The organism is Enterobacter cloacae complex sp. 397G4, assembly GCF_050031515.1.
Taxonomy (GTDB): domain Bacteria; phylum Pseudomonadota; class Gammaproteobacteria; order Enterobacterales; family Enterobacteriaceae; genus Enterobacter; species Enterobacter hormaechei_C.
Window position 1 is genome coordinate 1,761,767 of sequence record NZ_JBLGWE010000001.1, and the last position, 17,103, is coordinate 1,778,869.

The window sequence follows — 17,103 nt, forward strand, 5'->3', positions numbered from 1 at the left end:
GGAGAAGGATGATGTCAAATGTTTGCACCATTGCCTGGGTCCATGGCCTTGTACAGGGCGTCGGATTCCGCTACAGCACCCAGCGCGAAGCCCTTCAGCTCGGGCTGACGGGGTATGCGCGTAACATGGATGATGGCAGCGTGGAGGTTGTGGCCTGCGGTGAGGCGGATCGGGTTGAGAAGCTGGTGGCGTGGCTGAAAGCGGGCGGACCGCGCAGCGCGCGGGTTGATAAGGTGCTAACGGAACCGCATCAACCCGACCGGGAATACGCTGACTTCAGTATTCGCTATTAAATGCATTTTACCGGCTTTGGCAGGCCGGCGATTTTTGTCGCCTGTTTAGCCGGGCCTTTCGGAAACAGGCGATACAGATAACGGCTGTTGCCTTTCTCTTCGCCAAATTTATTCGCCATGGCTTTGACCAGCATGCGGATAGCCGGCGAGGTGTTGAATTCAAGGTAAAATTCTCGCACGAAGCGCACCACTTCCCAGTGTTCCGGGGAGAGGGTAATTCCTTCGTTTTCCGCAATTTTCTCCGCCAGCGCTTCGCTCCACTGGCTGCTCTCTTTCAGATAACCGTCGTTATCGGTTTCGATCTCTTTGCCTTCAAAACTCAACATATTCATTCACACGTTAGTCAAAAACCGCCTCAGTCTACCAAAAAAACAAAGCCCCGCATAAGCGGGGCCCTGTTCACAGCACGGTGAGTTAATCGCGGCTGGCGAAGCCCAGGATGCTCAGCAGGCTGACAAAAATGTTGTACAGCGACACATACAGGCTCACAGTGGCGCGGATATAGTTCGTCTCACCGCCGTGAATGATGTTGCTGGTTTCATACAGGATTGCGCCGGATGAAATCAGGATAAACACCGCGCTGATTGCCAGATGCAGCGCAGGCAATTGCAGGAAGATGTTCGCCAGCATACCGACCAGCACAATCACGATACCTGCCATCAGCATACCGCCAAGGAAGGACATGTCCTTACGGGTGGTCAGCACGTAGGCCGAGCAGCAGAAGAACACCAGCGCGGTACCGCCCAGCGCCATACCAATCACGTCGCCCATTCCGGCAGACAGATAGGCATTCAGGATTGGCCCCAGAATGTAGCCCAGGAAGCCGGTAAAGGCGAACGCGGAGAGAATACCCACCGGTTTATCCGCGGTTTTGTAGGTCAGGAACATCAGACCGTACATACCCACCAGCGTGAGGATCAGGCCCGGAGAAGGCAGCATCAGTACGGTGCTGGCCGTCGCGGTGATCGCCGAAAACGCCAGCGTCAGGCTGAGCATGAAATAGGTATTGCGCAGCACCTTATGGGTGCTGAGTAGCGATGTGCGGTCGCGTGAAGAAGTAATTATACGATCCATGAGTCACTCTCTTATGACAGATGTAATTAGCGCAAAGAATAGGAAACGGCGCGGCAGACGCAAAGTGGTTTTACCCATCTTTACTCAGCCCCTTAGGGATTATGCTGGTTTTTTATTCTGGCAAAGCCTTTGTACTCAGAATGAAGTGCGGTTTGTAGGGCGTATTCAGATCAACCTCTTATAGGTCACTGAAAAATATTGCGTTATTTCCCTAAGGCCGCTAAGAGTTATTTCCGGATCGTCATAAAAACAGACAATAAGGCGAAGGAAATGAAACCACAAACACGCACGCACTTTACACTCTCTTTGTTAACCGCAGGGATCCTGTGCGCCAGCACGGCAACCTGGGCGGCTAACGTGCCGGCAGGAACCCAGCTGGCAGATAAGCAGGAACTGGTCAGGAACAACGGCAGTGAACCCGCCTCGCTCGACCCGCATAAAGTCGAAAGCGATGTCGAATTCAATATTATCAGCGATTTATTCGACGGGCTGGTCAGCGTCTCTCCGGCAGGTGAAATCCAGCCGCGCCTGGCGGAGAAATGGGAAAATAAAGACAACACCGTCTGGACGTTCCATCTGCGTCCGGGCATTACCTGGAGCGATGGAACCCCCATCACCGCGGAAGATATTGTCTGGAGCTGGCAGCGGCTGGTCGACCCGAAAACCGCCTCTCCGTATGCCAGCTATCCCGGTAGTATGCGTATCGTCAACGGCACTGATATCGCAGAAGGCAAAAAAGCGCCCGAGTCGCTGGGGGTGAAAGCCATCAATGACACCACGCTGGAAGTTACGCTCACGCAACCTAACGCCGCTTTCCTGGCGATGCTGGCTCACCCGTCTCTGGTGCCAATTGATAAAGTCCTGGTAGGCCGTTTCGGTGATAAGTGGACCAAACCGGAGCACTTCGTCAGCAGCGGGGCTTATAAACTGTCACAGTGGGTGGTTAATGAACGCATTGTGGCGGTGCGTAACCCGAAATATTGGGATAACGAACATACCGTCATCAACAAGGTGACCTATCTGCCCATTTCCTCTGAAGCTGCTGACGTCAACCGCTACAAAGCGGGCGAAATCGACATTGTCTACACGGTGCCGATCAACCAGTTTGCTCAGCTGAAGAAAACGCTGGGGAGCGAGCTGGACGTTTCACCGCAGCTTGCCACCTATTATTATCAGTTCAACACCACCCGGCCGCCGTTCAACGACGCCCGCGTGCGCAAGGCGCTGAACCTGGCGCTGGATAAAGACATCATCGCCGGGAAAGTATTAGGGCAGGGCCAGCGCCCGGCATGGCTGATCAGCCAGCCGGATATTGGCGGCGTCAAGCTCCAGAACCCGGATTACGCCAGCTGGCCGATGGATAAACGCATTGCCGAGGCGAAAAAGCTGCTGGCCGAAGCCGGATTTAACGACAGCCATCCGCTCAGCTTTAATCTCCTCTATAACACCTCGGAATCGCACCAGCGTATTGCCATTGCCGCCAGCTCAATGTGGAAGAAGAACCTCGGCGTGGAGGCAAAGCTGCAAAATCAGGAGTGGAAAACCATGCTTGATACCATGCACACCCATAACTTTGACGCGGTACGCTACGCCTGGATTGCCGATTACGACGATGCGGCAACCTTCCTGAACAACTTCCGTACCGGGGACAGCCAAAACACCACTCAGTACAGCAATCCGGACTACGATCGGGCACTGGTGAACGCGGCGAAATCGAAAACGGCGGAGGAGCGCGGTAAATTCTACCAGCAGGCAGAAGATCTGCTGGGACGGGATGTACCGGCGATCCCGGTCTATCATTACGTGCGCACGCACCTGGTGAAACCGTGGGTAGGGGGCTTCACGCCAGACAAGCTCGGGTACTACTACACCAAAGATATGTACATCAAAAAGCACTAACGATCCGCAGTGGATATTATGCTGCCAAAACGGCCAATCTGTCGTCTATTCAACCGATTAAACGCATTTTGGCTATTTTTAAAGCGAACGAATGCGCGCACTCTTTACAGCGCGCGGTGAGGTGTTTATAGTTCGCCTCACTTAGGAAGCGTGGCCGAGCGGTTGAAGGCACCGGTCTTGAAAACCGGCGACCCGAAAGGGTTCTAGAGTTCGAATCTCTACGCTTCCGCCAAATTCGAAACCCCTGCGATAGCAATATCGCAGGGGTTTTTGCTTTTGCGCCAGGCTTCCGTCATGCCACCATGTTGTAGCTTATCGTAATCCCGGCGTCGGCCTTGCAGACCTGAGCTTTTACGCACCAGGTGTCCTCGATGTTTGCCGGCGTCAGAACCGCTTCTGGCGCGCCCGTGGCGGCGATCTGCCCGGCCTTCAGGAGGATCAGACGCTGGCAATAATTGGCCGCAAGATTGAGATCGTGCAGTGCAACCACCACCGTAAGCGGCAGCTGTGAAACGAGCCGCATCAGCTCCAGCTGGTGCTGAATGTCCAGGTGGTTTGTCGGTTCATCGAGCAACAGCACCTGCGGCTGCTGGGCCAGCGCGCGGGCTATCTGGCTTCGCTGGCGCTCTCCGCCAGACAAAGAGTGCCATCGCCGCTGGCGTAAGCGGCATAACTGCATCAGGCCAATCGCCTGCTCAACCGCAGCCTCATCGTCGCGCGAGGTTTTCTGGAATGTTTTCCGGTAGGGCGTACGCCCCAGTCTGACAATGTCCTCAACGGTCAGTTCTCCGTCGACCTCAGCATGTTGCGGGACAAACGCCATGTGCTGCGCGCGTTTTTTCAGCGGCATCATGCCGAGCGTTGTGCCATTAAGCGCCACGCGTTCGCTGAGTCGTGGAAGCAGCCCGGCGAGACAGCGCAGCAGCGTCGACTTGCCCGAGCCGTTAGGCCCTAACAGGCCGATAATCTGCCCGGATGGCAGGTCGAGATCGATATCCTTAAGCACCGTCTGCGCTTGTCGGGTTACAGTTAACCCGGCCACAGTAATATTCATGGATGCTCCTTTCGGTTTTGATAAAGCAACGCCACAAAGACGGGGGCGCCTACCAGCGCAGTCACCACCCCGATGGGCAGAACCTGGTGCACAATCAGCGTGCGTGAGACGATATCGGCGAGGATCATAAAGTGGGCGCCGATAAGAAACGTCAGCGGGATAGATAGACGATGGCCCGGCCCACATAGCATGCGCGTTACATGGGGAATGACCAGCCCCACAAACCCCACTGCGCCCGTGGCGCTCACCAGCGTTGCGGTAACAATGGCACAGGTCAGCAATAAGACAATACGCACGGCGGTAACCGGGATCCCCAGCGTGGTGGAGACCTCATCCCCGAAGGTGAAGGTGTCCAGCGCCCGTGAAAAGAGCAATACCACCAGTAAACCCGCAAGCGTAACGGCCAGCGCCAGCAGCGCGTCAGGCCAGCGCACGCCGCTCAGACTTCCCAGCAGCCAGAACATGACGCTACGGGACTGCTCGGCATTGGCGGACGTACTGACGACGTACGCGGTCATGGCGTTGAAGAGCTGGGTGCCCGCAATGCCAGCCAGCAAAATGCGCGACGGGCTTTCACTCATCCCGTTCGTAATCACCATGATGAGCGCAAAGGCGGCGCACGAGCCGACAAACGCACCGCTGCTTACGCCAATCACGCTCCCCCCGATGCCGAGAAGCATCACGCAGACGGCCCCCAGCGATGCGCCCGCGGAAATCCCCAGCAGATAAGGCTCAGCCAGAGGGTTACGCAGGATCGACTGTAACACCAGCCCGCACAACGCCAGGCCGCCGCCGTTGCACGCGGCCATTACTGCCCGGCTCATGCGATATTGCCAGACGATACCTTCCTCCGTTTGCGGCAACGTATAAGAGGTCAAACCCAGTCCGTTGAGGATCGCTTTCCCGGTACTGGCATACGACACCGGCATATCACCGATACTGGCGGCAAAGACCAGCATCAGCGGCAGCGCCATGGCACCTGCTGCCAGTAAACCCTGCTGGCGGCGGTCAAAAGCGAAATGACTCATTGTTCATCCTGGAAAGAAGCCAGCCGATCGCTGATAAGCTCAACCGCATCGACGTTACGCAATGAAGGGTTTAACGACATCGCTGGCACCACGATGATGTGGTTGTTCCTGACCGCAGGCATGTTCTTTGTCACCGGGTCACTGCGCAAGAACGCTTTTTTTACCTCAACGTCATCGGCAGGGTAGAGCCTGCGGGACATCCCGGCGATAACAATCACGTCCGGCTGCGAGCGGGCAATATGTTCCCACGTTACAGCGGGCCATTCGTCGTGAGAGTCAATAATGTTCTTCAACCCCAGCGTGCGGCTGATCCAGCCAGGCGCGCCGTAATTCCCCGCCACCCAGGGATCGCCATTCAGACGGCTGCTGGAGAACCAGAATACGACGCTAAGCGGTTTCGCGGAGGTGCGCGCCTGGGCCTTTTTAATACGCTCCGCCAGCGCACGATTGAGCTGCTCACCTCGCGCAGAAACATCAAAAATCGTCGCCAGATCTGTCACTTCCCGTGTAATTTCCGCCAGTGAAAACGGCGCGCTACGTGCTCCGTCTGCGTTTGAGGTTTCCGTTACCGTTTTATCCGTGCAGTCGGCAGGGGAGATCCAAGTATTAATCCCCAGCGACGCAAACTGCTCACGGGTTCCCACTTCTCCCTGCGGACCAATGTGCCAGTGATACTGCGCGAGAACGAGTTCAGGTTTCTGCCCTACCACGGCTTCAAAGGAGGGGGAGTTATCCGCAAGCCGGGGGAGGTTTTTCCCGGCATCCTCCAGCGTGGGCGGGAGCTTGCCGAACCAGACTGACGTCGCGGCGATCGTTTTCTCCAGCCCCAGTGCGAGCAGTAATTCTGTTTCATGCTGACCCACGGTAACGACGCGCTGAGGAGCCTGCGTAAAGGTCTGCTTAACGCCGCAATTTTCAATCGTGAGGGGCCAGGTGGTAGCGGCGAAAGCGGCAGGCGCCATGGTGAGCAGTGAAGCCAGAAATAATCCTTTTTTGAGTAACATAGAACGCAATCCAAAATTGTTATGTTATAACATAATACATATATTGTGATTGAGAGCAACACGCTCACCGTCGCTTGTTGCAGAAACGAAAGGCTGGACTATTCTCAACATACCCACCTGGCATTCGCGGGTTGCCTGAAAAATAACAAGATTTCTGACCTGGGGTAGTAAGGATGAAAAAGATCCTGCTCGCGTTTGCGTTCTGTTTTGCCGCCCTGAGCGCCTTCTCATCGTATGCCGCAGAGCCCCGCCAGGCGCCTACGGAGCAGGAGCGCGCCCGAACGGTCTACATCTTCCATCAGCCCATCGTCATGCTCCAGGCGAAATTTGGCCTGACCACGCCGGAAGAACGCGTTTTACGCATCCGCAACACCCTGCGCAATTTTACCGAGGCGGATGTGCGTGAGCCGCTCAGCATCGTTCCCGTGACCCGCTATAACCAGCAGGGACGGCTGATAGTGATGAACGGGAAACCTGTGATGCTGCTGACGGAAGGGGATTTGGACGAAGGGGACGATCTTACCCTCAATCAGGCCGCACAGCGCGTGCTGGCGCGCATGGAAGCGCAAAGGATGGCGCTGCGCGATCAATACGATACCGGCTGGCTGGCGCTGTCGACGGTAAAAACAGCCGCTGGCCTGCTGGCGCTGTTGCTGCTCTGCTACGGCGCGTGGCGATCCTGGCGCTGGTTCCGGCGCGTCTACCGTCGGCGTATTGTGGAGAATCGCAGCCGGGTGCCGCAAAGCTGGCGGCGGTACATTGGCGCAATTGAGATTCGGCTTTACGCCTTGCTGATGTTCCTGCTGGGGTTGATCGGCTTTTACGTCTGGCTGAGCTGGGCATTCAGTCTGTTTCCGTGGACGCGGGTGTGGGGCACGTCGCTGGGAGACTGGACGCTTCGCGTGGTGCAGCAAATCGCCCTGGCGATTGTCTCGGCCTTGCCGGGGCTGACGATTGTGCTGATCATTTTCCTCATTACCGCATTTATTCTGAAGCTTCTCAGGATGGTGCTCAATCAGGTGGAGGCTGGTCGTCTGCAACTTCCCGGCGTACATCCGGAAACCGTGGGGGCTACCCGTAAGCTCATTTCCGTTGCCGTCTGGCTATTTGCTCTCTCCGCCGCCTGGCCGTTTCTTCCCGGTGCAAACTCGCTGGCGTTTAAAGGTATTAGCGTCTTCTTTGGCCTGATGTTAACGCTGGGCTCGGCAGGGGTGATGAACCATGCCATGAGCGGTCTGGTCCTGATTTACTCCCGCGCACTGCGCAAAGGCGATGTCATTCGGGTGGCGGATAACGAAGGCAAGGTCAGTGAAATTGGCATGCTGGCGACCAAAATTATTACCCGGGAAAATTATGTCGTTACCGTGCCCAACGCGGTGGTGGTGAGCGGTAAGATCACCAATCTGAGCGCGCTACAGCCCGATGGCAGCCTCAATCTGACGGTCAGCGTCACGATCGGTTATGACACCCCATGGCGTCAGGTGCATGCCATGCTGGAGCTGGCCGCGAAACGGGCAAAAGGGATTGACCTTTCCGAGCCGCCGCTGGTACGCCAGTTAGGGTTAATGGACTGGTATATCGCTTACGAATTGCAGGTCCGTCTGCTGCCCGAACAGTCCCTCGCGGTTGCCCGCAATGAACTGCATAGCCAGATACAGGATGTGTTTAACGAATTTAACGTGCAGATCATGTCCCCGAATTTTGTTATGCAGCCAGAGGGCAGCGTAATGGTTACCAAAGAGAACTGGTATACCGCGCCAGCCAAACCCCCTCAGGGCGAAACGTGACGGCCCGGTTTTTCCGTGGCAAGGCAAAATGTCACAGCTTTTAATCGACGATCGCCGATTTTACACGGGTCATCGCCAGAATGTTTTTTGAGCGCATATTTAATTTCTCGAGGATCCTCACGCGGTAGGTGCTGGTCGTTTTTTGTGACAATTGCAGCTTTTTCGCGATCTCATGGTTTTCCAAATGAAACAGCTTCAGCACGTCATATTCGCGTCGCGTAAAGGAGTGTGTTCTGAGCGCCCGGTAAAAGCGCATCAGCTGCTGAAAAGGGTGAGCAGTAAAATGCATCGACGAATAGATAATATTATCGATTCTCACTGCGCGGTTGGCTTCTATCTCATGCATCAGGACAATGTAATCACGCTTAACTTTTTTGACCTGCCGAATGGTTTTATTGCGTAACTTATCCTGTTCAATCGCAATGATAAAATCCATCACCTGATCGACCCCATCAAGATCGTGAATATCCGCGTCATCGCGAATCAAATGGGTTGATGTCAGGGAGCTTGATACACCATGGCAAAGGTAATAGTTATCACTGATAAATAAAAAATTCATAATCGTCGTTAAATAAAGTCATGGCTAATCTCTTATCGCAGTGATCTACGGTTAATGGGTGTTGTGCGAAAAAGAGTCTAAATGACCACCCGCGAATCTAATAAACGTTATGAATGTAAAAATAAATGTTTACATTTTAGCCAGTCGATGGCGAAGAAATCAGCGGGACGGAAGGGGAGGACGGAAGACGTGTAATGTTATGCAAATTCGTGCTTTACATCATGCTCAGAGATGTTTATAGTGCGCCTCACTTTGGAAGCGTGGCCGAGCGGTTGAAGGCACCGGTCTTGAAAACCGGCGACCCGAAAGGGTTCTAGAGTTCGAATCTCTACGCTTCCGCCAAATTCGAAAACCCTGCGATAGCAATATCGCAGGGTTTTTTCGTTATTCCAGCCCCAGCGTATACTGCGCGATTTTGAAGTAGATAATCAGCCCGGTCCCGTCGATTAGCGTGGCGATAAACGGTGCGGAGACCACCGCCGGATCGATTTTGCAGCGTTTCAGTACCATCGGGATCACCGACGAGACGATGGCGCTCCACAGTGTAATGCAGACCAGCGTCAGGCTGACGATGAGCGTGATTTCCATCCCAATACCCATCATCCAGGCGCGAACGCAGCCCGCCAGACCCAGCGTGGCGGCAATCATTAACGAGGTGCTGATCTCTTTGCGCAGCACGCGACCCACATCGCGAAGGTGGACTTCACCCAGCGCCATGGCGCGCACCAGCGTCGAGGTGATCTGCGTCCCGCTGTTTCCACCGGTGCCAATCAGCAGCGGAATAAAGAACGCCAGCGCGATGGCAGATTCCAGCGCCTCTTCAAAATGCTGGATCACCGAACTGGTATACGCTTCCGCAACAAACAGCAGCAGCAGCCAGACGGAGCGTTTCTTCCACAGGCTGAAGGCGCTGGTTTCCAGATAGGGCTTCTCCAGGGGCAGCGTCGCCCCCTGAAGCTGGGCATCTTCAGTAACGTCATCTTCCAGCAGATGGGCGATTTCACGCTCGGTAAGGCAGCCCACCAGCTTGCCGTAGGTCACCACCGGCACTACATCCGCACCCGCGTGCGCCAGCAGCCCGGCGACATCCGCCCGCTCATCTTCCGGTTTGAGCTGAATAAAATCCGATATCATCAACCCCTTAACAGGCTGCACGGTGTCCGTGGCCTGCAATAATTTGCGTACGGCGATTAAACCCGCGAGGCGACCGTTATCTTCGATAAAAATATGCGACGGAATATCATCATCTTTTAATTTTTCAAAGAACTGCTCGCGTGCCAGAGCTACGCATAATGAAATATCGATAACGATAAAATCGGTATTCATATATTGCGCGATGGCGCTGTCATTAAAAGCCAGGTTTTGGTTATGAATAGCGTAAGACATAGTAAATTCCCTTTGAATAATAAAATCTCTCAGGGGCGAGCAAGACAGGGCATGTCGGAAAGGAGATCCCCACGTCCTGGGTTCAGCACTGTACACCGTATCCCACAAGGGAAGTTATACTGACAAAGCCTTGATTCGACAGTGCCTGTTTTACCCTGTGCCGGTTCTCTCGAACCCACCAGAGCGATAACGTGTATTTGTACAGGAGCCTCGCCATAACGAGATCGTTGTAAAACGAGAGGGATAATACGCCTGTTTAAATTTAGTGCTCAGAAAATTAAATAATGTTTAAGAACGGTTTAGGTAAATCTTATTAATAAAATGTTGAGGGTTTATTTAAGGTTATTCATTTTAAATGGACAATTAAATTATTAACGGGGGAGGGGAAAATGACATGGTTTGATAACCTGCTGAATCATTTTGCGCTGTATCCGGCACATCTGTTTGTGCTGTTATTCGTGATGGCGCTGAGCAAATCGACGGTGCTGATCTCCTCCGTGCTGCCGCCCGCGTCGGTGATGCTGCTGGCGGGCATTACCGTCAGCCAGGGGAGCATGCATCCTGCGCTGACGTGGCTCGCCGTGGTGATGGGGGCAACGGCGGGTTCGGTGCTGAATTACCATATCGGCCAACTGATGGGGCATACCCGGATGGTCACGCGCTTCACCTCAAAGCATGCCAATAAGTTCCTGCGGGTCCAGCATCAGCTGCAAAAGAACGGGGTCATCGTGCTTTTTACGTCGCGCTTCCTGGCGGTGTTGCGTTACATCGTCCCGCTGGCGGCCGGGATGCTCAGGCTGAACGCCGTCAAGGTCTACGCCGTCAGCCTGCTTTCCGCCTGTGCGTGGGCGGCGCTGTATGTCGGCGCGGTCACCGGCATCAGCGCCTTTTGAATTACAGGCTCCCCATTCCGCCGTCCACCAGCAGTTCCGTTCCCACCGTGTAGCTCGACTCGTCGGAGGCCAGATAGAGTGCGGCTTTTGCCAGCTCGGTCGTCGAGCCCATTCTGCCCAGCGGCACCAGCTTAATGACCTCTGCCATCATCGCGTTAAGCGCCTCGTCGCTTAAGCCCGTTTTCGTAAACGCCGGGGTTTCCACCGGACCGGGACTCAGACCGTTGACGCGGATCCCGCGCGGCAGCAGCTCCGCCGAGAGTGTACGCGCCAGCGACAGCAGGGCGGCCTTGCTCGCGGCATACGCGCTGCTGGTGGGCAGGCCGATGCGCGCGCTCACGGAGCCGCAGAGGATCACCGAGGATGGGTTATTCAGCAGCGGCAGCAGCGCCTGAATTAAAAAGAACGGTCCCTTCAGGTTGATGCTCATCAGACGGTCCCAGGCCTCTTCCTGCCAGACTTCCAGCGGCGCGTGCGTTACGTCACCGGCGTTGAGAAAGACCGCATCCAGGCGTGGCCAGCGGGCGGTGAGGGTCTCCGCCAGCGCTTTTTGCAACGAAATATCGCCTGCGTCGGTTGGGATCACCCAGGCCTTATCGCCCAGAATGCGCTCTGCTTCGGCGAGGGTATCCGGGTTGCGTCCGGTCACGGCGACGCGCGCCCCTTCGGCGATAAACGCCTGCGCGGTGGCGAGACCGATACCGCTGGTGCCGCCGGTAATCAACGTATACTTATCGGTTAAACGACCCATGTTCTTCTCCTGAAATGTCTCTGGAGAAAGCACTATAGAAACGTTAGTATCGAAAGGAAACCAGGTACCAAATGGATACTAACGAGGCAAGAGGTGTGAAATGGCAGAGCTGCTGGAAGCGTGCTGCGAAAAAAAATCTGAGGCGTATACCTGCCCGATGACGCAGTTTGTGAATCTGATTTCCGGTAAGTGGGCGATCCCCATTCTCTATCGCCTGATTGTGTTCAATACGCCCGTTCGCTTTGGCGATCTGCTGCGGGCCGCTGCCCCTATCACCCAGAAAGAGCTGACGAAGCAGCTGCGCCTGTTTGAGCAGCGCGGGCTGGTGACGCGAACGGTCTACCCGGAGATCCCGCCGCGCGTGGAGTATCAGATCACCGAGCTGGGGCTAACCCTTCAGGACGCACTCTCGCCGCTGGCCGCCTGGATGAGCGAATACGGTGACCAGCTTCAGCGTTAGGCTACTGTTTTACGTAGCGCGGATCCCCGCTTCATCGGTGAGATAGGCCACCAGAATATCGACTGCGACCCCGTAGCGCGCGTCGCGAACAATCAGCAGCGACCACCAGTCGCCGATAATATCCAGCGAACGGGCGACGGGGCAGGTGCTCTCTTCAAGGCGGGTACGTTTCACAGCGAATTCTCCGGTGGGGTATGGTTTTTTTATAAAACTCATCGGCACACGCCGTAAGCACGTTAATCATCAGTTTGAGAAATGCTTCCCGAAAAACCTGTCACGGATCTGTCACACTCAGGGCGACATTAAAAACGTGTGAGGAATTAGGGATGAGAAAAGCACTACTCGCAGTTGCCGTGGCAGGTACCCTTTCCGTGACCTTTGGCGCACAGGCGCAGGACACGCCGGACGGCTATCAGCTGGAACAGGTGCTCATCATGAGCCGCCACAACCTGCGCGCGCCGCTTGCCAATAACGGCAGCGTGCTGGAGCAGTCCACGCCGAAGCAGTGGCCGGAGTGGGACGTCCCGGGTGGACAGCTCACCACCAAAGGTGGCGTACTGGAAGTGTATATGGGTCACTATATGCGCGAGTGGCTGGCAGAGCAGGGGATGGTGAAGACGGGTGAATGCCCGCCAGCGGATACCGTCTATGCCTACGCCAACAGCCTCCAGCGCACCGTGGCGACCGCACAGTTCTTTATCACCGGCGCGTTCCCCGGGTGCGATGTTCCTGTGCATCACCAGGAAAAAATGGGCACCATGGACCCCACCTTCAATCCGGTCATTACCGATAACTCCCCTGAGTTTCGCGAGAAAGCGCTGAAAGCGATGGAGACGGAACGGCAGAAAATGCAGCTGGATGAAAGCTACAAACTGCTGGAACAGCTGACAAACTACAGCGACTCGCCGTCCTGCAAGGAGAAAAAAGTCTGCTCCCTGACGGAGGCGAAAGATACGTTCAGCGCCGATTATGAAAAAGAACCGGGCGTCTCCGGGCCGCTGAAGGTGGGTAACTCGCTGGTGGATGCGTTCACGCTACAGTATTACGAAGGCTTCCCGACAGACCAGGTGGCCTGGGGGGAAATCAAAACCGATCAGCAGTGGCGCGTGCTGTCGAAGCTGAAAAACGGCTATCAGGACTCGCTGTTTACGTCGACGGAGGTGGCGCAGAACGTGGCTAAACCGCTGGTGAAGTACATTGATAAAGCGCTGGTGACCGACCAGGCAAAAGCGCCAAAAATCACCCTGTTGGTGGGGCACGACTCTAACATCGCCTCGCTGCTGACCGCGCTGGACTTCAGGCCTTATCAGCTGCACGACCAGCAGGAACGAACCCCGATTGGCGGTAAAATTGTCTTCCAGCGCTGGCATGACAAAAACACTAATCAGGAGCTGATGAAAATTGAGTATGTCTACCAGAGTTCAGATCAACTGCGTAACGCCAGCGTACTGTCGTTGCAATCCCCTGCGCAGCGCGTGACGCTGGAGCTGAAGGGCTGTCCGGTGGATGGCAACGGCTTCTGTCCTGTCGATAAATTCAATGCGGTGATGAACAACGCGGCGAAATAGAAGATAACCCCCCGCGTGGGCGGGGGGAACGTTCAGACGTTTTTACGTTCGATGGTTTGCTCGCCCCAGAACAGCGAGTCTTTGTCGGTTTTTTCGAAGGCGCGAACCAGCACTTCATCGTTGCCTTCTTCCCAAATCTGCTCAGCCAGCTTTTCGTCATAATTGGCGACTTCAAAGATGGCTTCGGCAATCTCCGGAGAGGTATTGCGTAAACTTGCCCATTCGCCCACGTGGTGAGCTTTGGATTCTTGAGTTGGCATACTTGTCCTCCTGTTGGGTTAGCCGTTCAGTTTTTTGGCAAGACCCGCGACGTATTCACCCTGATAGCGGGCGATTGAAAGTTCTTCATTGCTTGGCTGACGTGAACCATCGCCACCGGCAATGGTGGTCGCACCATACGGTGTCCCGCCACGAACCTGGGAAACATCGAACAGTTCCTGTGCGCCGTAGCCAATCGGCACAATCACCATCCCATGATGGGCAAGAGTAGTCCAGGTGGAGGTGATCGTCTGCTCCTGGCCGCCGCCCGTGCCGGTAGAGCTGAACACGCTGGCCAGCTTGCCGTATAACGCGCCGGAGGCCCAGAGCCCGCCCGTCTGGTCGAGGAAGGTGCGCATCTGGCCGGACATATTGCCGAAGCGGGTCGGGGTGCCGAAGATAATGGCATCATAGTCCGCGAGCTCCTGCGGGATGGCGACCGGGGCGTTTTGTGTTTTCCCCCCGGCTTTGGCGAAGGCTTCCGCCTGCATGGTTTCCGGTACGCGTTTAACCACGACCTCAACGCCGTCTACTCTGTTTGCGCCTTCTGCTACTGCGTGAGCCATGGTTTCAATGTGTCCATACATGGAATAATAGAGCACCAGAACTTTTGCCATTTTGCATCACTCCTCGTTGGTTTTTCTTACAGCGGATCGCTGCGTTCCTTTAAAGATATGACATCACAGCCAGACTGCAAAAATGAACGGCATTTCTTTGATATATAACAATATCTTTTGGTTACGCGCCTTGTAGCAAAATGAAACAACTTTCGCGGCGCGGATTTTTCAAAATATAAGAATGGCTTATGAATAACTTCCCCGATATTTCATACGAAAGGCTGAGATCATGTTGCAGAATATTACCTCTCGCTTGCCGGATAGCCGCATTACACTAAGCTTAGTTTCACGCGGCACAGATAAAGGCACTGCCCTTGAGCCGCGAGGTGAAAGAATCCTCTTTTACTGAATGCAATATGATGTCTAATGTTTCACACTCTGGAGGTTAGAGATGGCAAACCATCGTGGTGGTTCAGGTAATTTCGCTGAAGACCGTGAAAGAGCATCAGAAGCAGGTCGTAAAGGTGGCCAGTCTAGCGGGGGCAACTTCAAAAACGACCCTCAGCGCGCATCAGAGGCTGGTAAAAAAGGGGGTAAAAATAGCCACGGCAGCAACAAGTAGTACGCCGGGTCAACTCCCTGCCGCCGGGTTTCCCGGCGGTTTTTTTATGTCTGCTACATTGAACTGTCATCAAAGGCATCGCACACTACAGGATTGATTCTTCGTGCTGGTGTCCCATGTCCGTTTCCCGTTTTACCTTCTCCATTAAGCCTCAGGAAGCGATCCTGATTTTGATCACCATGTTCTGGGGCGGAACCTTTCTTGCCGTTCAGTACGCGGTCACGATGAGCGATCCGTTTTTCTTCGTGGGGCTGCGCTTTGCAACCGCGGCGATTGCCGTGGCGCTTATTTCGCTGAAAACCCTGCGCGGGTTGACCCTGAGAGAGCTTAAGGCGGGTGTCGCCATTGGCGTGGCGATTGCCATGGGCTACAGCCTGCAAACGTGGGGGCTCCAGTCTATCTCCAGCAGTAAATCTGCCTTCATCACCGCCATGTACGTACCGCTGGTGCCGCTGTTGCAGTGGCTGTGCCTCGGCAGAATGCCGGGCCTGATGTCGTGCATTGGCATCGTGCTGGCGTTCATCGGCCTTATTTTATTAGCCGGGCCGGAAAATAATCTGCTGGCGCTGGGGCCGGGGGAGATCATCACTCTGGTGGGGGCCGTTGCCATTGCGGCAGAAATTATTCTGATTAGCGCCTGGGCAGGAAAAGTGGACGTCAAGCGGGTGACGGTCGTGCAGCTTGCCACCGCGTCGCTGGTGGCGTTCGCGACGATGGTGCCGGCAGGGGAGTCCGTCCCGCCGATGTCTACCGGGCTTATCGTCGTAGCGCTGGGGCTGGGTATTTTCAGCGCCATTATCCAGGTCACCATGAACTGGGCGCAGCGCAGCGTATCCCCGACACGGGCGACGGTCATTTATACCGGTGAACCGGTATGGGCGGGTATTTTCGGGCGACTCGCCGGGGAGCGTCTGCCGCTGCTGGCGCTGGTGGGCGCGGCGTTTATTGTTCTCGGCGTGCTGGTGAGTGAGTTAAAGCTCAGAAAGCGTCGGAATGCGGTGAACGATTTAACGGCCGAATAAGCTTTTGATTGAAATAAAGGGCAGGTTTAACTACGATGTGTACGGATGAAAACTGTACACGATAAATGAAACCATGCCAGCACTCAAAAAACAGCGTATCGATCTTCGCCTGTCGGACGAAGACAAAACAATGATTGAAGAAGCGGCGGCGATGACCAACCAAACGATCACCCAGTTTATGGTGAACAGTGCGTCAGAGCGTGCTGCCGAAGTCATCGAACAGCATCGGCGTCTCGTATTAAACGAAGCCTCATGGATTGCCGTTATGGATGCCATCGACAATCCGCCAGAGCCAAATGAACGCCTGAAGCGAGCGGCGAAACGTCTTCGAAACATGGAGTGAAGCGTCGTGGCAAATCTCACGATCGAAATGTTATCAGAGGGAACCGATTACGATTTCGGCGATTTCGATTGTGGTGAACCCTCGCTAAATGCCTTCCTTACCGAGCACCTGATACGTCAGCACGGCGGGCGTATTTTACGCGGCTACCTGCTTAAAGAACGCGACCATCCGCGTGTCCTGGGCTATTACACACTCTCGGGAAGTTGCTTTGAAAAAGCGATGCTTCCTTCAAAGACTCAGCAGCGCCGCATCCCATACAGCAACGTCCCCAGCGTGACGCTGGGGCGTCTGGCTGTCCATAAAGAACTCCAGGGAAACGAGTGGGGAACAACGCTTGTCACACACGCTATGCGCGTTGTTTATCTGGCCTCGCAGGCTGTTGGCGTCCACGGAATTTTTGTGGATGCGCTTAACGAACGGGCCAAACGATTTTATCTGAAGCTGGGGTTTATCCCGCTGGCAGGTGAAAACAGCAGTTCGCTGTTCTTCCCCACGCAATCTATAGAACGACTGTTTGAGCAGGCGTGATCGCTCTTAAGGAACAT

The 17,103-nt window shown here is 55.0% G+C and carries 20 protein-coding genes, 2 tRNA genes, 1 pseudogene and 1 riboswitch; of the genes and pseudogenes, 12 read left to right on the forward strand and 11 right to left on the reverse strand.

The genetic code is table 11. The annotated features are described in order from the left end of the window. Positions 1 to 11 precede the first annotated feature (11 nt). Complete coding sequence (gene yccX / locus ACQG1Y_RS08260; protein ID WP_017693676.1) at positions 12 to 293, forward strand: acylphosphatase; 282 nt, start codon at positions 12 to 14, stop codon at positions 291 to 293. Here yccX and tusE read toward each other — a convergent pair. Both tusE and yccA read right to left on the reverse strand, forming a co-directional pair. Further along, a complete protein-coding gene (tusE, locus tag ACQG1Y_RS08265) occupies positions 290 to 619 on the reverse strand; it encodes a sulfurtransferase TusE (protein ID WP_003858129.1) in 330 nt (109 codons plus the stop codon). The two genes, yccX and tusE, sit on opposite strands and share 4 nt — an antisense overlap. Positions 620 to 707: 88 nt before the next feature. Next, positions 708 to 1,367, reverse strand: coding sequence for an FtsH protease modulator YccA (gene yccA / locus ACQG1Y_RS08270; protein WP_003858127.1), 660 nt, complete (start codon positions 1,365 to 1,367; stop codon positions 708 to 710). Positions 1,368 to 1,637: 270 nt separating this feature from the next. Here yccA and ACQG1Y_RS08275 point away from each other — a divergent pair, with 270 nt between their 5' ends. Both ACQG1Y_RS08275 and ACQG1Y_RS08280 read left to right on the forward strand, forming a co-directional pair. Further along, positions 1,638 to 3,266: an ABC transporter substrate-binding protein gene (locus tag ACQG1Y_RS08275; protein WP_023296279.1), complete on the forward strand. Its 1,629-nt coding sequence runs from the start codon at positions 1,638 to 1,640 to the stop codon at positions 3,264 to 3,266. A 144-nt stretch (positions 3,267 to 3,410) separates the two neighbouring features. Further along, positions 3,411 to 3,498: transfer RNA gene (locus ACQG1Y_RS08280), tRNA-Ser, on the forward strand. Between the two features lie 60 nt (positions 3,499 to 3,558). Here ACQG1Y_RS08280 and ACQG1Y_RS08285 read toward each other — a convergent pair. The 3 genes from ACQG1Y_RS08285 to ACQG1Y_RS08295 are packed head-to-tail and all read right to left on the reverse strand — an operon-like array spanning position 3,559 to position 6,352. Beyond that, the gene (locus ACQG1Y_RS08285) at positions 3,559 to 4,320 is read right to left on the reverse strand and encodes an ABC transporter ATP-binding protein (RefSeq protein ID WP_426736728.1); all 762 of its coding nucleotides are present in this window, start codon (positions 4,318 to 4,320) and stop codon (positions 3,559 to 3,561) included. Further along, the gene (locus ACQG1Y_RS08290) at positions 4,317 to 5,348 is read right to left on the reverse strand and encodes a FecCD family ABC transporter permease (RefSeq protein WP_032671208.1); all 1,032 of its coding nucleotides are present in this window, start codon (positions 5,346 to 5,348) and stop codon (positions 4,317 to 4,319) included. The genes ACQG1Y_RS08285 and ACQG1Y_RS08290 overlap by 4 nt, the downstream gene beginning before the upstream one ends. Then, positions 5,345 to 6,352, reverse strand: a complete 1,008-nt coding sequence (locus ACQG1Y_RS08295) for an ABC transporter substrate-binding protein (RefSeq protein WP_069595747.1) — start codon at positions 6,350 to 6,352, stop codon at positions 5,345 to 5,347. Before ACQG1Y_RS08295 ends, ACQG1Y_RS08290 begins: the two co-directional genes overlap by 4 nt. Positions 6,353 to 6,525: 173 nt before the next feature. Between ACQG1Y_RS08295 and ACQG1Y_RS08300 the strand changes: the two genes are divergently transcribed. Next, positions 6,526 to 8,139: a mechanosensitive ion channel family protein gene (locus tag ACQG1Y_RS08300; protein WP_069595748.1), complete on the forward strand. Its 1,614-nt coding sequence runs from the start codon at positions 6,526 to 6,528 to the stop codon at positions 8,137 to 8,139. Positions 8,140 to 8,179: 40 nt separating this feature from the next. On the opposite strand, the gene ACQG1Y_RS08305 is transcribed toward ACQG1Y_RS08300, so the two are convergent. Then, positions 8,180 to 8,698 carry a LuxR C-terminal-related transcriptional regulator gene (locus ACQG1Y_RS08305; protein WP_368740689.1) on the reverse strand — a complete coding sequence of 173 codons (519 nt, stop codon included), beginning with the start codon at positions 8,696 to 8,698 and terminating at the stop codon, positions 8,180 to 8,182. Between the two features lie 254 nt (positions 8,699 to 8,952). Between ACQG1Y_RS08305 and ACQG1Y_RS08310 the strand changes: the two genes are divergently transcribed. After that, positions 8,953 to 9,040, forward strand: a tRNA-Ser gene (locus ACQG1Y_RS08310). 42 nt (positions 9,041 to 9,082) lie between these two features. On the opposite strand, the gene ACQG1Y_RS08315 is transcribed toward ACQG1Y_RS08310, so the two are convergent. Next, a complete protein-coding gene (locus ACQG1Y_RS08315) occupies positions 9,083 to 10,084 on the reverse strand; it encodes a magnesium transporter (protein ID WP_368740688.1) in 1,002 nt (333 codons plus the stop codon). Positions 10,085 to 10,144: 60 nt separating this feature from the next. After that, positions 10,145 to 10,314, reverse strand: a riboswitch (M-box (ykoK) riboswitch). A gap of 159 nt (positions 10,315 to 10,473) precedes the next feature. Between ACQG1Y_RS08315 and ACQG1Y_RS08320 the strand changes: the two genes are divergently transcribed. Further along, complete coding sequence (locus ACQG1Y_RS08320) at positions 10,474 to 10,977, forward strand: DedA family protein (protein ID WP_015570881.1); 504 nt, start codon at positions 10,474 to 10,476, stop codon at positions 10,975 to 10,977. A 1-nt stretch (position 10,978) separates the two neighbouring features. Here the strand turns inward: ACQG1Y_RS08320 and ACQG1Y_RS08325 are convergent, their stop codons facing one another. Next, the gene (locus ACQG1Y_RS08325) at positions 10,979 to 11,728 is read right to left on the reverse strand and encodes an SDR family oxidoreductase (RefSeq protein ID WP_368740687.1); all 750 of its coding nucleotides are present in this window, start codon (positions 11,726 to 11,728) and stop codon (positions 10,979 to 10,981) included. Positions 11,729 to 11,828: 100 nt separating this feature from the next. Between ACQG1Y_RS08325 and ACQG1Y_RS08330 the strand changes: the two genes are divergently transcribed. Next, on the forward strand, positions 11,829 to 12,188 hold the full coding sequence (locus ACQG1Y_RS08330) for a winged helix-turn-helix transcriptional regulator (protein ID WP_017384779.1): 360 nt from the start codon (positions 11,829 to 11,831) through the stop codon (positions 12,186 to 12,188). A gap of 66 nt (positions 12,189 to 12,254) precedes the next feature. Here the strand turns inward: ACQG1Y_RS08330 and ACQG1Y_RS08335 are convergent. Next, a pseudogene (locus tag ACQG1Y_RS08335) lies at positions 12,255 to 12,362 on the reverse strand (winged helix-turn-helix transcriptional regulator); the annotation flags it as partial. 152 nt (positions 12,363 to 12,514) lie between these two features. Between ACQG1Y_RS08335 and agp the strand changes: the two are divergent. Continuing rightward, positions 12,515 to 13,756: a bifunctional glucose-1-phosphatase/inositol phosphatase gene (gene agp / locus ACQG1Y_RS08340; protein WP_033487264.1), complete on the forward strand. Its 1,242-nt coding sequence runs from the start codon at positions 12,515 to 12,517 to the stop codon at positions 13,754 to 13,756. 32 nt (positions 13,757 to 13,788) lie between these two features. Here the strand turns inward: agp and ACQG1Y_RS08345 are convergent, their stop codons facing one another. Continuing rightward, entirely contained in the window at positions 13,789 to 14,016 is a 228-nt protein-coding gene (locus tag ACQG1Y_RS08345) for a YccJ family protein (RefSeq protein ID WP_006809324.1), read from the reverse strand. A gap of 18 nt (positions 14,017 to 14,034) precedes the next feature. After that, positions 14,035 to 14,631, reverse strand: coding sequence for an NAD(P)H:quinone oxidoreductase (gene wrbA / locus ACQG1Y_RS08350; protein WP_086524393.1), 597 nt, complete (start codon positions 14,629 to 14,631; stop codon positions 14,035 to 14,037). A 391-nt stretch (positions 14,632 to 15,022) separates the two neighbouring features. Between wrbA and ACQG1Y_RS08355 the strand changes: the two genes are divergently transcribed. From ACQG1Y_RS08355 to ACQG1Y_RS08370, 4 genes are all read left to right on the forward strand, one after another. Beyond that, the gene (locus ACQG1Y_RS08355; protein ID WP_001273664.1) at positions 15,023 to 15,193 is read left to right on the forward strand and encodes a general stress protein; all 171 of its coding nucleotides are present in this window, start codon (positions 15,023 to 15,025) and stop codon (positions 15,191 to 15,193) included. A 116-nt stretch (positions 15,194 to 15,309) separates the two neighbouring features. Further along, positions 15,310 to 16,215 carry a DMT family transporter gene (locus tag ACQG1Y_RS08360; protein ID WP_032653183.1) on the forward strand — a complete coding sequence of 302 codons (906 nt, stop codon included), beginning with the start codon at positions 15,310 to 15,312 and terminating at the stop codon, positions 16,213 to 16,215. 73 nt (positions 16,216 to 16,288) lie between these two features. Then, complete coding sequence (locus ACQG1Y_RS08365) at positions 16,289 to 16,558, forward strand: DUF1778 domain-containing protein (protein WP_015570876.1); 270 nt, start codon at positions 16,289 to 16,291, stop codon at positions 16,556 to 16,558. Positions 16,559 to 16,564: 6 nt separating this feature from the next. Beyond that, a complete protein-coding gene (locus ACQG1Y_RS08370) occupies positions 16,565 to 17,086 on the forward strand; it encodes a GNAT family N-acetyltransferase (RefSeq protein WP_032647926.1) in 522 nt (173 codons plus the stop codon). The last annotated feature ends 17 nt before the right edge of the window (positions 17,087 to 17,103 follow it).

Bases quoted from the DNA above. Each gene is read 5' to 3' on its own strand.
- yccX (WP_017693676.1), top strand. From the start codon at position 12: ATGTCAAATGTTTGCACCATTGCCTGGGTCCATGGCCTTGTACAGGGC.
- tusE (WP_003858129.1), bottom strand. From the start codon at position 619: ATGTTGAGTTTTGAAGGCAAAGAGATCGAAACCGATAACGACGGTTAT.
- yccA (WP_003858127.1), bottom strand. From the start codon at position 1,367: ATGGATCGTATAATTACTTCTTCACGCGACCGCACATCGCTACTCAGC.
- ACQG1Y_RS08275 (WP_023296279.1), top strand. From the start codon at position 1,638: ATGAAACCACAAACACGCACGCACTTTACACTCTCTTTGTTAACCGCA.
- ACQG1Y_RS08285 (WP_426736728.1), bottom strand. From the start codon at position 4,320: ATGAATATTACTGTGGCCGGGTTAACTGTAACCCGACAAGCGCAGACG.
- ACQG1Y_RS08290 (WP_032671208.1), bottom strand. From the start codon at position 5,348: ATGAGTCATTTCGCTTTTGACCGCCGCCAGCAGGGTTTACTGGCAGCA.
- ACQG1Y_RS08295 (WP_069595747.1), bottom strand. From the start codon at position 6,352: ATGTTACTCAAAAAAGGATTATTTCTGGCTTCACTGCTCACCATGGCG.
- ACQG1Y_RS08300 (WP_069595748.1), top strand. From the start codon at position 6,526: ATGAAAAAGATCCTGCTCGCGTTTGCGTTCTGTTTTGCCGCCCTGAGC.
- ACQG1Y_RS08305 (WP_368740689.1), bottom strand. From the start codon at position 8,698: ATGAATTTTTTATTTATCAGTGATAACTATTACCTTTGCCATGGTGTA.
- ACQG1Y_RS08315 (WP_368740688.1), bottom strand. From the start codon at position 10,084: ATGTCTTACGCTATTCATAACCAAAACCTGGCTTTTAATGACAGCGCC.
- ACQG1Y_RS08320 (WP_015570881.1), top strand. From the start codon at position 10,474: ATGACATGGTTTGATAACCTGCTGAATCATTTTGCGCTGTATCCGGCA.
- ACQG1Y_RS08325 (WP_368740687.1), bottom strand. From the start codon at position 11,728: ATGGGTCGTTTAACCGATAAGTATACGTTGATTACCGGCGGCACCAGC.
- ACQG1Y_RS08330 (WP_017384779.1), top strand. From the start codon at position 11,829: ATGGCAGAGCTGCTGGAAGCGTGCTGCGAAAAAAAATCTGAGGCGTAT.
- agp (WP_033487264.1), top strand. From the start codon at position 12,515: ATGAGAAAAGCACTACTCGCAGTTGCCGTGGCAGGTACCCTTTCCGTG.
- ACQG1Y_RS08345 (WP_006809324.1), bottom strand. From the start codon at position 14,016: ATGCCAACTCAAGAATCCAAAGCTCACCACGTGGGCGAATGGGCAAGT.
- wrbA (WP_086524393.1), bottom strand. From the start codon at position 14,631: ATGGCAAAAGTTCTGGTGCTCTATTATTCCATGTATGGACACATTGAA.
- ACQG1Y_RS08355 (WP_001273664.1), top strand. From the start codon at position 15,023: ATGGCAAACCATCGTGGTGGTTCAGGTAATTTCGCTGAAGACCGTGAA.
- ACQG1Y_RS08360 (WP_032653183.1), top strand. From the start codon at position 15,310: ATGTCCGTTTCCCGTTTTACCTTCTCCATTAAGCCTCAGGAAGCGATC.
- ACQG1Y_RS08365 (WP_015570876.1), top strand. From the start codon at position 16,289: ATGCCAGCACTCAAAAAACAGCGTATCGATCTTCGCCTGTCGGACGAA.